The sequence below is a fragment of the Haliscomenobacter sp. genome, from assembly GCF_965225875.1.
Taxonomy (GTDB): domain Bacteria; phylum Bacteroidota; class Bacteroidia; order Chitinophagales; family Saprospiraceae; genus Haliscomenobacter.
In genome coordinates this window covers 2573835-2589726 of record NZ_CBDDBS010000002.1, presented here as the reverse complement: position 1 = coordinate 2589726, position 15892 = coordinate 2573835, and the positions used below count along the sequence as shown (strand labels likewise).

The window sequence follows — 15892 nt, the reverse complement described above, 5'->3', positions numbered from 1 at the left end:
AAATCCTTGATTTTCAAATTATTTCAGCCTATTCAATCTCCTTCACATACTTCACCACATCCGCCCCAAAGCCCAGTTCTTCATATAGTTTCCGCGCCCGCTCATTCCCGGCAAAAACATTCAACGTCAACCTTTCATAACCCTCGCTGATGGCCCATGCCTCAGCTTTGGCCATCAGCACTTTGCCTACGCCCTGGCCTCTCCCCGCAGAAGCCACAATCAGGTCAGAAATGTGGCATTGTTTGCCTTTGAAATAATGATCACTGCCGGGGTGCAGATGGATAAAACCAAGTGGGGTTTGCGTCTGGTCTTCGGCAATAAAAATGGTCGCCCCATTTTGTAGGGCATTAACGAATACTTCGGAATCGGTTTTGACCATCACCTCGGCATCCCGCCAGGGCGGCAGGCCAAACTCTGCATAGCTGGGGAGTAGCCCCTGGATGAAGGGTAGGTCGGAAAGTGTTGCAAAGCGGATGCTGATATTGGGCTGCATGATTGTTCATTTTTAAAATCCGCACAAACATACAAATCCTGCTACATCCGAACACCTTTGCTCGATTCTGAACATCTCTCCAGCCGATTAATTTTTCTGAGTTACTTATGCTTAACTTGGTTTAATTTTTTTCTTACTTTTATAGAAATTACTTTACTATAATATATTGTCTTGATCTGAAACCTTGTTAATAGAATGGCGACAGTAAAAAATGGTTCCCGAAAATCGTTCCCTGGGGTAATGATGTCCAGCACTTTCAGAGATTTAGAGCAGCATAGAGCGGTTTTAATTGATGCCTTACAAAAAGAAGATTTGTTTCCCATTGGCATGGAAACACAAATACCCCGCACGGATGATGACGTGATCAGTTCCTCGCTGAACATGGTTGAAAAAAGCAGCGCCTATATTGGATTAATCAGCCATCGTTATGGTCAAATCCCTGTATCGGCGGCCCATAATCCCCATAATTATTCCATTACCAGGCTGGAGTTTGAAAAGGCCCAAAGCCTGGGCTTGCCCACTTTGATTTTCATCATGCACGATGATCATCCTGTAAAGAGGGCAGACGTAGAAACGGATCCGGAAAATCTAGTAAAACTGGAGGCCTTCAAAACCCTGGCAAAAGAAAGCCGCATTTACCTGGAGTTCGAAAGTTTTGAACATTTTTCAAGAGAAGCCATTCATCGGATTGCCCAACTTCGCCGGGAGCTGGAAGCACAAAATCAAGAGGAAGCACTCGTTCAGAAGCCCCAGAAGTTTACCGATCCCGATTCCCCCATCAAAGCACCTGCTTTATATGCCCAGCCGCCTTACATTGGGTCCCACCAGTTTGTGGGCCGCCGGGCGGAACTTGATCGACTCGACGATTGGGCCAATGCCTCCGATCCCTATCCGGTGCTTTTGTTTGAAGCGATTGGGGGGAGTGGAAAAAGTATGCTGACCTGGGAATGGACCACGCAGTATGCTGCAAAAACCCGGGGCGATTGGGCAGGCATGTTCTGGTATTCCTTTTATGAAAAAGGGGCGCAAATGGCAGATTTTTGCCGACATGCGCTGGCCTACATCACGGGTAGTCCCGTCAAAAATTTTGCCAAGAAAAAAACCCTGGAACTGAGCGATTTGCTGCTCCAGCACCTGCGCAGCAGACCCTGGTTGTTCATTCTGGATGGCCTCGAACGTGTACTGGTAGCCTATCATCGGATCGACGCCGCCGAAATCCCCGACGAAGAAGTCAATACCCCGAGTGATAAAATCATCCAACGGGATCCTCGTTCGGCCATCCGGCCAGAAGACGATGAACTGATCCACGCCCTGGCTTCTGCCCAGCCTTCCAAAATACTGATCAGCTCCCGGCTCATCCCCAAAGTATTGATGAACCATGCCAGCCAGCCCATTGTGGGGGTGCAGCGCATTTCCCTGACCGGCCTGCGGCCCGCCGACGCCGAGGCACTCTTCCGGTCCTGCGGGATCAGTGGTGACGCGCAGGACATCCAGGATTACCTTTCCCTCCACTGTGCCTGTCACCCCTTGGTGATTGGTATCCTGGCGGGATTGATCATCGATTATTTCCCCGATCGGGGTAATTTTAATGCCTGGGTGGCCGATCCCCAGGGTGGCGGGAAACTCAATCTTGCCGAATTGGACCTCGTCCAAAAACGCAACCACATCCTGCATACCGCCCTGGCCAACCTCGACCCTGCTTGCCGTCAATTGCTTGCGACTCTTTCTCTTTTGTCGGATGGCATCGATTATCCGACCCTTTGTGCCTTTAATCCGCATTTAAATCCTGATGCAGCTGAGGATCATGAAGATCAAGCTAAAGCGACTGCCCAATTGTCACAAAGTGTAAAGGACCTGGAAATCCGGGGCTTTTTGCAATACGATACCCAAAATCGCCACTACAACCTGCATCCGGTGGTACGGGGAGTTGTTTCAGGGGGCCTGCAGACCAAGGAACGTAAACAATACGGCCAAAAAGTAGTGGACCATTTTTCTCAAAAAGCACATAATCCATATGAGGAAGTCGAAACCCTGGAAGAGCTGCAAGATTCCTTGCATGTAGTAAGGACTTTGCTTAAAATGGGGGAGTTTCAAAAAGCGGTTGATTCATATAGTAGTGAATTATCTAGATCTCTTTTACTTAATGTAGAGGCATATCATGAAATTCTAGCTGTTTTAAAACCTTTTTTCCCTCAATCCTGGTCAGAACTGCCAAATAGGATTAGGGAAGATGATGCCTCCTATTTAATGAATGAGGCTGGTATGGCCATTAGAAATTTAGGCCAACACAATGAAGCCTTGGCTATAAATATTACAAGAATAAAGCATGAACTAATTAGAAATAATTGGCCTGGCCTTAGAATTTCTTTGGTTTCAACTTATGTGAATTTTCTCAATTTAGGTAAATTAGGAATTGCAGAACGGTTTATTCAATATGCCCTTGAATTGTCAAAATTAATTGATTCTAAAGATGGTCTATTTTTATCACTCCGATTTCATTTTGAGCATCTTTCGCAGATTGGCAAATATGCCAATGCTGAAATTGTATGGGAAAAGTTAAAGGACTATTTAGAAATGTCCTGGTCAAGAGCCCTATATCGACTAGGCGATGCCGAATTTGGTTACTGCTTTCATCTGTTAAGACAAGGGAAATTAACAGAAAAGAACCTGATCAATGCCGAAACATTATCCCTAACAGGAAAAAACCGCCGAACTATTCGCAATTTGTTGGTGCTCCGAGGAAGGTGGAATATGGATCAAGAAATGTGGGCCGATGCTACAAACAGCCTTGAAGAAGCTGTGCGAATGGCGCGTGCCGTTGGCCATATCGATGCCAGTGCTGAAACCCTCTTGGCCCTGGCGAAATTCAAGATGAGTAAATTAACTGATCACACGAATAAAGCAAATGAGCTGGCCCGGGTCCAAAATCCTGCCCTCCTGGAATTGGCCGAGTTGTGGTATGCCATCGGGGATCAGGAGGAAGCGGCCAAACATGCTGTTTTGGCTTACCAAAAGTATTGGGGTGAGGGTGAGCCCTATGTGGATCGGTATTTTTTGGATAGAAGCAAAAAATTAATGCTGGAGATGGGACTGGAACCGCCGGTACTGGTGCCTTATGACCCTAAAAAAGTGCAAAAATTGCCCATCGAGAAGGAAATTGTAAAGGCGCTGGAGAGGCTTAGGAAGGAGAAGGAAGAGAAGGAAAAGAAAGGGGAGGAGTAGTCGGGGTAGTTGGTCGGCCTTGATGGGTAATTGACCACAAAGGTGCCGGAGTTAGACTTTAAAAGAATGCCTCCAACCTACGGGGAATGGCTACCCCTAAGAGCAGCACATTTAGCAGAAGGCCTGAACAAATCACTTACGCTATAGACCTTTTTCAATAGTATAAAAAACACCTGGGAGCTATGCGGTTTCGGGTGTTGATCGAAGGGCAAAAACTAGTGGTTCCTGATCATGTGAAGGGGTTTTTAGTGCCAGGTTTTTTTGAAGATGAAATAGAATTACAGTATACGTAAGTGTTATAATTTACTTTTTTCTTGTAGCTTTAAGCCCCTTGCTGTTGTACCCGTGCAAGCTATGACCGTAAGGCCCTGGATAAAGGAGTGATGAGTTGTGATGAGAGATGTTCTCAGTAAATAGAAGTAAAATAAGTTGAAAAAACAAAATGGAATCTAAAATAATTCGGTTATTCGTATCATCCACTTTTGATGACTTTCGTAAAGAAAGAGAAATTCTCCAAACAAATGTTTTTCCACGTATAAAACAATATTGCATTAATTTAGGCTACACATTTCAGCCTATAGACCTTAGGTGGGGCATCAGCAATGAGGCACAATTCAAACAAAAAACTTTAGAGTTATGCTTGAATGAGGTGCGTTCATGTAAGTCATATCCATATCCAAATTTTTTAATCATGATAGGAGATAGATATGGATGGATACCTCTTCCTTATGCGATTGAAAAAGATGAGTTTGAAATATTGCTAAGTTTGTTGAGCCGGGAAGAGGGAAACGATTTATTAAGCTGGTATGAAGAAGACCTGAATCAGTTGCCTTCTTCCTATGTATTGAAAGAAAGAACTGAAGAATTCGTCGCTTATGAAACCTGGAATCACATTGAGCAACACTTGCGGCTGATTTTTCAGAAAGCAGCTAAAACTGCTAATATAAGTGATGAAAAAAAACGAAAGTATTTTACCTCAGCTACCGAAGCTGAAGTGATCGAAGGTATATTTCCTTATTTTGAACTGACAAAGCACCAGGAAAAGTTACTCGAAAAAACGCCAGAATTATTGATTAATGACTCAAAAAGTATTTTCGGACTTTTTAGAGATATAGAAATATCAAGCAAATGTTCAAACAGGTTTATCGCTGACGATTATGACCGAGCTCAGCGCTTCAAAAGCGCTGTAAAAGCCGAACTGCTTGGAGAAAACATGATGCAATGTAAGACGGTACAGATTGACAACGATACACTGGATGAATTTTATCTCTCAGATTTTATTGATAGGACATTTCAATTCTTAAAAGCTAAAATTGACGAGCAACAACAAAAAGAAAAAAAGGAAAAATCTTCACAGTTGCAATTAGAATTGGAAGCACAAACATACTTTGCGCAACAAAAAAGAAAAAATTTCATTGGCCAAGATTCTGTCTTAAAAAAGATTGAAGATTATATAAATGATATTCAGCCGCAGCCGTTGGTAATTTATGGAAAATCAGGGATAGGCAAATCTTCAATAATGGCGAAAGCTATCGAAAATTCAATTCATAAAGAAAGGAAAGTAATTTTCAGGTTTATTGGAGCAACACCAGATTCTATCTACACGAAAAAACTTCTCAGCTCTATTTTCCAAGAAATAGGTATTGATGTAAGAAGGGATGGTTTGCCTGAAGCATATAGATATGATAACCCTGAACACATACCTGAATATTTTTACGAAAGGGAAACCTTGGAGGAATTCAGCGAAAGAATAGCCGATAGATTCATGGCCATTGAAGATAGGATGGTGATTTTTATTGATGCTGTAGACCGATTAAGCAATGATGACCAGTTCTCATGGTTGCCCGAAAAACTTCCTGCCAATCTAAAGATGATTATTTCAGTATTATCCAATGAAGACGAAAGTATATCTAATTGGAGCGAGGACGATTTAAATTTCAAGGCTCAAGTTAAGCTTCTACATTTAAGTTTGCATAAGAAAAACGATGATAGTAGCCATCTCAATAATTTACTATTTAAGACAAAGAATATAGCTTTTATTGGGGAGTACAAAGAACCGATAAATCTTCTGTACCTACTACTGAATCAAGAAGATCGAACAATTCAAAAGCATCAAGAAGAATATTTTCTCAAACAGGTTCAAAATTCTCCTACTCCATTTTATGTTTACGTAGCCGCTCAGGAAATGAAGAGTTGGAAAAGTTATGATTCATTGGACGGGCAAAGCAACATTGAGGGTGGTGGCATTTGTCATTTAGCCGATACCCAGCAAGGAATGGTCAGGAATTATATAGAAAATCTAAACACGTTATATCATCATGATAAAAAATTGGTGCAAAAAGTATTTGGGTACATATATGCTTCACAGGATGGTTTGAGCGAGAGTGAAATTCTTGAATTACTATCTACGGATAAAAAATTTGTGCAACATGTGGCCCCAGAAACATGGCATGAAAATATAGATAAAAATATACCATTAGTAATATGGACGAGACTATTGGGCGATATAAAAGCATTTCTAAGTAAAAGGCAGCAACAAGGAGAAGAATTGTTGTATTTTTTTCATCGAGAGTTTGAAGAAGTAATTATTTCCAGTAGCAATCAAAAACAAGAACATGAAAATATTATATTGGCAACTCAAGAGGTTTTAATCAAGCAATACAGTTATAATTACCGGTGTAGAGACATTTACATCCAACTAATCACTAATTACTATGTATTTTATGACTCGAACTTAGAAGAGTATTCAATATTTGTCGCAAAAAATATTTTTGATAATGAATGGATAAAATTTAATTATATTTACCATATGCTTGACTTAAGTAAGCAATTTAAATCGTATAACCATGAAGAAAGAAAATTTAAGCTCGCATGTCTATTGAGTGCAGGATATACAACAGAAGTTCTTTTTCATTCAAATGAGCAAGGGGAATGGAGTGATCTTTATCTTATTGTTCTTGAACAGTTAGTAGAAGTATACGCAAGATCAGGCGGATATGATTATGCCTTAATGATGGCTAATGTCGCTTACAATGTGGCGGAGCATTTATACGCACAAGATCCACGAAAATACACTAATGTTTATATAAAATGCTTAAAAGCTGTTGCCTGGTATAATCACCAAACTAAGAACGATAAAGAGGCAATTGGCTTGTTTAATCTACTAGAGGAATTCACCAGTAAACTGTATAGTAAAGCCCCGGATCAATGGAGTCAAAAATATGCTTATGCTTTGTCAACTATAGCTTTGTCCTATCGGTCAACGGATAAAGAAAAGTCGCTTTATTATTACAAAGCTGCCCTCGATATTGCTGAAATTCAGTACGAAAAATATCCCTATGAATGGAATGAGATACATACAAAATATTTGAATGACTATAATTCCTTTTTTAATTACGAGATAAGCTTATTTTTAAAGATAAAATACAAAATAAAAGGAATGTTAACAAAAAAAGGTTCTTGAATGAAAGATTGAAGAACACCTGCACTGTGGGATTAGTCACTGACTTTGTCAGGGTCGACTAATTGGCAACTTTAAATATATATAGTTTTTTACACTAAAATGTTTCTTTTTTTATATTTATCTCAATTTGAAAAGTATTAGTGCGGTTCCTTACTCTTGTTACTAAAGAGCTCTTCTCAATTTTAAGTTGTTTTTTGAACTTAAAGTTTTCACCATATTCAATCAGAAAATACGGTAAAATTTCTATAGTGTTTAATTTGATTTTCAATGTATCTTTTGGGGGGTCATAGTAACTTGAAATTTCATAAACTTTATCAAGTAGAGGAAGAGCAAAAAATATATCTATTTTACTTCCAGTTAGCTCTTTTAAAGAGGAAATCTCAGTGAAAGAGACTGGAGAGTAATTTTTTCCTTCAAAGTTGATTTCTCTGATTCCAAAGTCGTCCAACGTAAATATTGGATTAACAAGATCACTATCTTCTAAAAACTCATACCTAATTTGCCTTCGAATTAAACTATCAAAGGGGCTAATAAATAAATTTTGAATTATCTTTCTTTGTTGGAATGCTCCTTTTATCAAACCTGCTGAGGGCAATTCATAGCAATACGGGGATTTATAAAAGGATATTCTTGTGTAATAAGAATTTAGAAATTGGAACTCAAATCTTTGATATTCTTCTATTTTAATCCAATCGCTTTCAAATTTAGGCTTTGAACTATAATCTGTTGTCAATATGGGGTTATTTTCTAATTCAATTTTTGAATCGTTAGCCTCCGCTCTATATGATTCATAAAACGAGTTAGAAAAAAGCGGCCCACTGCATTTATAATTAAAATAGAAGGTAAATGCCAAGGGTACTCGAGGTTTTTCAAGATTGTTTAAACTTGCAGAAGCATCATTTAAATCTCCACTAATTATTCCAAGTTTTTCCAGGTTACGCTCTAAGGAAACCTGCATTAAAGAATCATTTTTGAAAGCTTTATTTTGAAATTGATTTCCATTATCAATCAATTTATCCAATTTACTTAATTGAGTTTCCAAAGTGGACGCTTGTAGTTGCAAATCATTTCGTTGCATTTGTACATCATTATAAACCTTCTTTTGAGTTTCAAGTTGTTGATCCAAAACTTTTCTTTGCCTAAAAAGCAGTAGAAGCAAGGTTAAAGCAAATATTGCCAACAATATAGCTGCTCGCTGTTTCCAGACAAACATTATTACCTTATTCCAGAAAGGAATTGGAGGGGGCATTAATTCATTCAATCTTTTTAGTAGGTTTTTAAAACCAGGAGAATTTAAATCACCCGCCCAATTAAATAAATCAACAGCTTGTACCCGATTAAATGGGTTTTCAATTTCCATCATTTCAATTCTTACCGGAGTATATACATTCCTAGCTATTCCCTGGGATGCTTCATGCTTTACCCAAATTGAGGCCATTGATTTGTTTGACCATAAAACAACCATTGCACCCGTTTCTTGAACTGCTTTATCAATCTCACCATGCCATTCTTGCCCAGATTGAATTTCTTCTTGCCACCATACCTTGTAACCGGATACATTTAGAGCTTCTTTTAATCTAAAAGCATATTCCCTATCTTGCGTTTTAAAGCTAATAAAAATAAATTTCGATGAATTCATTTTTGAAACAATTTTTTAAAAGCAAAATTATCCATTTTTATCAAAAGTTGGTGAGCGTTTCCTTTCCAAATTACTCTGTATGATGATACCGTGGTTTTAAGGGGCTAATTTTTTAGATCGACAGACCTTAGTTCACCTTAGAATTACCCGTTAATGTTTAACAAGGTTTTAATTTTTTCTTACTTTTATAAAAATTACTTTATCATAATATTTCGTCTTGATCTGAAACCTTGTTAATAAAATGGCGATAGTAAAAAATGACTCCCGAAAATCATTCCCTGGGGTAATGATGTCCAGCACTTTCAGAGATTTAGAGCAGCATAGAGCGGTTTTAATTAGGGCTTTAGAAAAAGAAGATTTGCTTCCCATTGGGATGGAAACACATATACCCCGCACAGACGACGATGTGATCAGTTCTTCTTTTAAAATGGTTGAAAAAAGCAGCGCTTACATTGGATTAATCAGCCACCGTTATGGTCAAATCCCTACATCGGCTACCGACAACCCCCATGATTATTCCATTACCAGGCTGGAATTTGAAAAGGCCCAAAGCCTGGGTTTACCCACTTTGATTTTCATCATGCACGATGATCACCCCGTAAAAAAAACCGAGGTGGAAACAGATCCAGAAAAAATGGTAAAACTGGAGGCCTTCAAAACCCTGGCAAAAAAAAGCCGCATTTACCTGGAGTTCGAAAATTTTGAACATTTTTTAAGAGAAGCCATTCATTGGATTGCCCAACTCCGTCGGGAGCTGGAAGCACAAAATCAAGAGGAAGCAATCGTCCAAAAGCCCCAGAAGCTTAGCGATCCCGATTTCCCGATCAAAGCACCCGCTTTATATGCCCAGCCGCCTTACATCGGTTCCCACCAGTTTGTGGGTCGCCGGGCGGAACTTGATCGGCTCGACGATTGGGCCAATGCCTCCGATCCCTATCCAGTGCTTTTGTTTGAAGCGATTGGGGGGAGCGGAAAAAGTATGCTGACCTGGGAATGGACCACGCAGTACGCTGCAAAAACCCGGGGCGATTGGGCTGGCATGTTCTGGTATTCTTTTTATGAAAAAGGGGCCCAAATGGCCGATTTTTGCCGGCATGCGCTGGCCTATATCACCGGTAGCCCCTTCCAAGATTTTGCCAAGAAAAAAACTCTGGAACTGAGCGATTTGCTGCTCCAGCACCTGCGCAGCCGGCCCTGGTTGTTCATCCTGGATGGCCTCGAACGTGTACTGGTGGCCTATCACCGGATCGACGCCGCCGAAATTCCCGACGAAGAAGTCAATACCCCGAGTGATAAAATCATCCAGCGGGATCCTCGTTCGGCCATCCGGCCAGAAGACGATGAACTGATCCACGCCCTGGCTTCTGCCCAGCCTTCCAAAATCCTGATCAGCTCCCGGCTCATCCCCAAAGTATTGATGAACCCTGCCAGCCAGCCCATTGTGGGGGTCCAGCGTATTTCCCTCACCGGGCTGCGACCAGCCGACGCCGAAGCACTCTTCCGATCCTGCGGAATCAGGGGCGACGCGCAGGATATCCAGCATTACCTTTCCCTACACTGTGCCTGCCATCCTTTGGTGATTGGCATCCTGGCCGGATTGATCATCGACTATTTTCCCGATCGAGGCAATTTTAATACCTGGGTGGCCGATCCCCAAGGTGGCGGGAAACTCAATCTTGCGGAATTGGACCTCGTCCAAAAACGCAACCACATCCTGCATACCGCCCTGGCCAACCTCGACCCCGCTTGCCGCCAATTGCTTTCTACCCTTTCCCTTTTGTCGGATGCCATCGATTATCCGACTTTATGTGCTTTTAATCCGCATTTAAATCCTGATAAAGGTGAGGATTCTGAAGATCAAGCTAAGGCTACTGCCCAATTGTCACAAACCGTAAAGGACCTGGAAATCCGGGGTTTTTTGCAATACGATACCCAAAATCGCCATTACAACCTGCATCCAGTAGTGCGGGGAGTTGTTTCCGGGGGGCTACAGACCAAGGAACGCAAACAATACGGCCAAAAAGTAGTGGATCATTTTTCTCAAAAAGCACATAGCCCATATGCTGAAGCGGAAACCCTGGAGGAGCTGCAAGATGCCCTGCATGTAGTAAGGACCTTGCTTAAAATGGGGGAGTTTCAACAGGCGGCTAATTTATATAGGGGTGAATTAGCCTGGTCCCTTTTATTTAATGTAGAGGCATATCATGAAATTCTAGCAGTAATAAAACCTTTTTTTCCTCAATCTTGGTCAGAGCTGCCAAATTTGATTGAGGAAAGAGATGCCTACTATTTAATCAATGAGGTAGGTATTATCCTAGGAAATTTAGGTCAATTCAATGAAGCCTTGGCTATGCATATTGCAAACATTAAATATAAGTTAAATAAAAAAAATTGGCCAGGAGTTAGGATTTCTTTGACAGCAATTAGCAACAGTTTTAGAGGATTGAATAAATTTGGAAATGAAGAACGATTTATCCAATATGCTTTTAAATTATCAAAATTAATGGATTCTAAAGAGGACCTATTTGTTTCCCACCTTTTTTATTTTAGCCATCGTTTACGGATTGGAAAATATACTGATGCTGAAATTATATGGGAAAAGTTAAAGGACTATTTAGAAATGTCTTGGATAAGGGGCCGATATCGACCAGGTAATGCCGAAGCCACCTACTGTTTTCATTTGTATAGGCAAGGTAAATTAACAGAAAAAAACCTGATCGAAGCTGAAACATTATCCCTAAAAGGAAAAAACCGACGATCTATTCGCGATTTGTTATGGCTGCGAGGAAGTTGGAATATGGATCAAGACAAGTGGGCTGATGCTACAAACAGCCTTGAAGAAGCCGTACGGATGGCGCGTGCCGTTGGCCATATCGATGCCAATGCTGAAACCCTCTTGGCCCTGGCGAAATTCAAAATTGGTAAATTAACTGATCACACGAATAAAGCAAATGAGCTGGCCCGGGTCCAAAATCCTGCCCACCTGGAATTAGCCGAGTTGTGGTTTGCCATCGGGGATCAGAAGGAAGCAGCCAAACATGCTGTTTTGGCTTACCAAAAGTATTGGGGTGAGGGTGAGCCCTATGTGGATCGTTTTTATTTGGATAGAACTAAAAATTTAATGCTGGAGATGGGGCTGGAACCGCCCGTACTGGTGCCTTATGATCCCAAAAAAGTGCAAAAATTGCCTATTGAGCAGGAAATCGAGGAGGCACTGGAGAGGCTTAGGAAGGAGAAGGAAGAGGAGGAAAAGAAAGGGGAGTAGTAGTAGGGTAGTTGGTCAGGGCAAACGCACTAAAATTGGAGGCCAATCCGGTAAAGGCTTTACGGAGTGAATAGCACAAAACTTACGATCCCCCAGGCATATGGACGAATAAAATCATCAGCTAGGAAACATGAGCCATCCCGAATTTTTCAGAAAAACATAAAGCTTAGAATTATTTTGAAAATTCGGGATGATTCATGATTCAAGTTTTATTTATCAGGCATTGGTTATAGGCCCCAGAAATTTTTCTGTGTATTCGATGCCTGAATTGATCAATTCATTCTTCATTTTTTCACTCAGGTTAAAATCGGTGGCCAGGATGCCAAAATCGTCGAGGGTCACGCTGCGGCGGCGTTGTTCAGGGTCGCGCTCATAATCAATGACTTGGGATTCGAGCAGGGTTTCAAAGGTGTTTTTGACGTACCTCAGCCAGCGGCCATAACCAAATTTGTCTAGCTTTTTACGCTGTTCCAAATCTGACAGCCGAAAACCAAGGGTGGCAAAATTAGGTTCATCCCCATCGTCAAAGGTATTGATCGGATAATTCAGCACCATGCCTCCATCCACGTACAAATGGTCGTCGGGATTGTTGTTTCGGAACTGCCAGGCGTTGAAAAAGAGGGGGATCGACATGGAGGCGCGTACAGCTTCGGCCACTACTACATTGGGCGTTTTTTCTACGGAAAATTCCCGCACTTGATGGGTGTAAATGTCGGAGGCAAAAACGTGTAAATCCCGGCAACCTTTCGCTTCAAAGTCGGCGAAGGTGGCATTGGCGCTCAAACCCTGCGGCGCAGCGGCAATTTGTTTTTCAAGCCAGTTGAGGAAAACATCGCCAGGGTGGAAGCCATAATACCAGAATTTTTTCCAAATCCACTCTTTGTCTTCAAAGCTTTTAAAATTCAGGTTTTTTATCGTTTGGGTAATGTAGGTTGAGTCGTATCTCAAACTGACCAGACAAGCAGTAATGGCACCAGCAGAGGTGCCAGCTACTCTTTCAATTTGGGCCAATATGCCTCTGGATTCAAGTACTTGTAAGGCTCCGGCGTAGGCTATACCTTTTACGCCACCGCCTTGGAATACGAGGTTGGTGTAGGTGCTCATTGTTTATGGGAGGATTGGTGTTTTAAGATGATTAAAGGTAGTTTATTTTTTAAATAGGTTTTGAAGGGTAATCACAATTATTTTGACGCTGGTTTATTTTCGGATTCGGACAATGTTGTTCAGTTTCGAACGATTATTTGACTTTTTTGTGCTTGTAAAAATTTGACTGTTAATTGGTTAGTTGATTGGTATGAAAATTGAAGCACCAATGATTGAAACGCTAAAAGGACCAACAATGTGGAAGAATTACCTCAAAATTGCCCTGCGCAATCTCGCCAAAGACAAACTATTCAGTGCCATCAACCTCTTTGGCTTGAGCATAGGCCTGGCTGCCTGTCTGACCATCTTTGTGTACGTGCGCCAGGAGGCGAATTACGATCGTTTCCACAGCAAATCGGAACGCATTTATCGGGTGAGCCGTTCCTTTATTGATCCAGAAGGCCTTAGTGAAACGGTAGAACTAGGGGCAGTAGCTCCGCCGTTTGCGCCTTTATTGAAAGCAGAAATATCAGGCATTGAGCAGACTATCCGCTTTTTGGAATACGACAACGTGGCCATGCAAAGGGAAGATCTGGTGTTTTTGGAAAATGACCTTTTTTTCACCGAAGAGAACGTGTTTGACATTTTTGATATAAAAGTCAAAGAAGGTAACCCCAAAACAGCACTACGTGAGCCTTTCAGTGTGATGCTCTCGGAGGAAATGGCCAAAAAATACTTTCCGCAGGGCAATTATCAAAATCAGGAAATTTTACTTTTTTCTAACAAAATACCTTTTCGGGTAACTGGAGTTTATGAGTCTTTGCCCGCCAATTCGCATATGCATCCTCGTTTTTTGTTTTCCTTCAGTTCGCTGAACGACGAGCGCATGTACGGGAAAGAACGCTTACAGACCAACTGGTTTAACAATGCCTTTTATACCTATCTCCTCCTGAGTCCCAATGTTGAACCTGAAACGATAAGTAGTTGCTTCGATGCATTTTTGGATAAACACCTAGCCGCTTTTGCAGATAGCCCCAAGCCCAAATTCAAACCCCATCAAGAAACTCAATTGCACCTGCAAGCCCTCACCGACATCCATCTCGACAGCCATACTGCCAGTGAACTGGAAGAAAATGGCAGCCGCAGCCGGGTGTGGATGTTTGCCTTGATTGCGCTCTTTATTTTGGGCATTGCGGGGGCGAATTACATGAACCTTTCGACGGCCAAGGCTGCCACGCGGGCACGAGAAATTGGCGTACGTAAAGCATCGGGTGCCAATCGTGGGCTGATCATTCGGCAGTTTTTGGGCGAATCAGTGTTCTTGGCGGCCATTGCTACTTTTATTGGGCTGGTGTTGACCAACCTGGGTGGGCTGAAATTATTGAGCCTCATGTCAGGCAAAAATTACACCTTGAATGGAATCTGGCATTGGCAGGATTTGCTGCTATTGGCAGGCTTTCCAGTCTTAATAGGGGTTTTGGCAGGATTGTATCCAGCTTTTTTCCTTTCAGCCTTCCGCCCAGTTGAAGTGCTCAAAGGCAACCGAATGGCGAAATTGGCCAACACAGGAGGGGCCAAGGTGGCTAATTTGCTGCGCAAAAGTTTGGTAGTGGGGCAATTTGCCATGTCGGCGGGTTTGATCATTGCCACACTTGTGGTGTTCAAACAATTGCGTTTCATTCAAAATAAGGAACTGGGTTACGACCGCGATTATGTAGTGACCCTGCCCATGTTTACGCGCCTGGAAGAAAAATTCCCGGCCATGCGCGAAGAGTTTTTGCGGCAGCCGGGAGTAATCAACGCTGGACGTAGTTCACAAATCCCAACTGAACGTTTGCTCAATAGCTATGGACAGGCGCGGGTTGGCAGTTCCAAGGAACCCGTGGGCAAGGGCTTACAATTTGTTACCGTGGATTTTGATTTTGTTTCCACCTTGGGTATACCCCTATTGGCAGGGCGTACATTTACCCGCGAACATCCCAGTGATAGTACCCAAGCATACCTGTTGAACGAAACGGCTGCGATCAACCTGGGTTGGAAAAACCCCAAGGAGGCAGTAGGTCAACAGATCACTTATAACAATCGCCCCGGCGAAGTCATTGGGGTGATGAAGGACTTCCATTTTGAAAGCCTGCACGAAAACATCCTGCCCTTGATCTTTTTCCCGGATTTTGGAGGAGGTTACTCGTCCATTTCGGTCAAATTGGACGGGGACAACTTGCCCCAAAGCCTGGCGGGACTGGAAAGCGCCTGGAAAAAAGTAGCTCCTGATCTGCCCTTTAATTACAATTTCCTCGATGCGAGCTACAATCGCCTGTATGCTGCGGAGCTGAGTCAGGGGCGTTTGTTTACGGTGTTTGCACTGCTGGCCATTTTGGTGGCTTGTTTGGGTTTGTTTGGATTGGCAGCCTTTACCACGCAGCAAAGAGTCAAGGAAATTGGCATTCGCAAGGTGCTGGGGGCTTCGGTGTCAGGTATTACCGCCTTGTTGGCCAAGGATTTTATCAAGCTGGTGTTGATCGCCATCGTGGTGGCATCCCCCTTAGCCTGGTATTTGATGAAGCAGTGGTTGCAGGATTTTGCTTACCGGATTGAGATCCAGTGGTGGATGTTTGTGCTGGCGGGGGCGCTGGCAGTGGGGATTGCTTTTTTGACGATCAGTTTTCAGAGTATCAAAGCAGCTTTAGCCAATCCGGTGAAGTCTTTGAGAAGTGAATGAGCCATTAA

At 42.2% G+C, this 15892-nt stretch carries 7 protein-coding genes; 4 read left to right on the top strand and 3 right to left on the bottom strand.

Features of this window, described 5'->3' with window-relative positions:
- Nucleotides 1-28: 28 nt before the first annotated feature.
- On the bottom strand, nt 29-493 hold the full coding sequence (locus tag ACO08K_RS13015; protein ID WP_421796835.1) for a GNAT family N-acetyltransferase: 465 nt from the start codon (nt 491-493) through the stop codon (nt 29-31).
- A 195-nt stretch (nt 494-688) separates the two neighbouring features.
- Between ACO08K_RS13015 and ACO08K_RS13010 the strand changes: the two genes are divergently transcribed.
- Both ACO08K_RS13010 and ACO08K_RS13005 read left to right on the top strand, forming a co-directional pair.
- Nucleotides 689-3715: a DUF4062 domain-containing protein gene (locus ACO08K_RS13010; protein ID WP_421796834.1), complete on the top strand. Its 3027-nt coding sequence runs from the start codon at nt 689-691 to the stop codon at nt 3713-3715.
- 442 nt (nt 3716-4157) lie between these two features.
- Complete coding sequence (locus tag ACO08K_RS13005) at nt 4158-7178, top strand: DUF4062 domain-containing protein (RefSeq protein WP_421796833.1); 3021 nt, start codon at nt 4158-4160, stop codon at nt 7176-7178.
- A gap of 94 nt (nt 7179-7272) precedes the next feature.
- Here ACO08K_RS13005 and ACO08K_RS13000 read toward each other — a convergent pair whose 3' ends face one another.
- Nucleotides 7273-8817 carry a toll/interleukin-1 receptor domain-containing protein gene (locus ACO08K_RS13000; RefSeq protein ID WP_421796832.1) on the bottom strand — a complete coding sequence of 515 codons (1545 nt, stop codon included), beginning with the start codon at nt 8815-8817 and terminating at the stop codon, nt 7273-7275.
- Between the two features lie 241 nt (nt 8818-9058).
- Between ACO08K_RS13000 and ACO08K_RS12995 the strand changes: the two genes are divergently transcribed.
- Nucleotides 9059-12082: a DUF4062 domain-containing protein gene (locus ACO08K_RS12995; protein WP_421796831.1), complete on the top strand. Its 3024-nt coding sequence runs from the start codon at nt 9059-9061 to the stop codon at nt 12080-12082.
- A 216-nt stretch (nt 12083-12298) separates the two neighbouring features.
- Here ACO08K_RS12995 and ACO08K_RS12990 read toward each other — a convergent pair whose 3' ends face one another.
- Nucleotides 12299-13186 (bottom strand): patatin-like phospholipase family protein, encoded by an 888-nt coding sequence (locus ACO08K_RS12990; RefSeq protein WP_421796830.1) that lies wholly within the window; start codon nt 13184-13186, stop codon nt 12299-12301.
- Between the two features lie 235 nt (nt 13187-13421).
- Here ACO08K_RS12990 and ACO08K_RS12985 point away from each other — a divergent pair, with 235 nt between their 5' ends.
- Nucleotides 13422-15884, top strand: a complete 2463-nt coding sequence (locus ACO08K_RS12985; RefSeq protein ID WP_421796829.1) for an ABC transporter permease — start codon at nt 13422-13424, stop codon at nt 15882-15884.
- Nucleotides 15885-15892: the final 8 nt, after the last annotated feature.

Excerpts from the sequence above, each read along its gene's own strand:
- ACO08K_RS12990 (WP_421796830.1), bottom strand. The coding sequence starts at position 13,186 with ATGAGCACCTACACCAACCTCGTATTCCAAGGCGGTGGCGTAAAAGGT.
- ACO08K_RS13000 (WP_421796832.1), bottom strand. The coding sequence starts at position 8,817 with ATGAATTCATCGAAATTTATTTTTATTAGCTTTAAAACGCAAGATAGG.
- ACO08K_RS13005 (WP_421796833.1), top strand. The coding sequence starts at position 4,158 with ATGGAATCTAAAATAATTCGGTTATTCGTATCATCCACTTTTGATGAC.
- ACO08K_RS12995 (WP_421796831.1), top strand. The coding sequence starts at position 9,059 with ATGGCGATAGTAAAAAATGACTCCCGAAAATCATTCCCTGGGGTAATG.
- ACO08K_RS13015 (WP_421796835.1), bottom strand. The coding sequence starts at position 493 with ATGCAGCCCAATATCAGCATCCGCTTTGCAACACTTTCCGACCTACCC.
- ACO08K_RS13010 (WP_421796834.1), top strand. The coding sequence starts at position 689 with ATGGCGACAGTAAAAAATGGTTCCCGAAAATCGTTCCCTGGGGTAATG.
- ACO08K_RS12985 (WP_421796829.1), top strand. The coding sequence starts at position 13,422 with ATGTGGAAGAATTACCTCAAAATTGCCCTGCGCAATCTCGCCAAAGAC.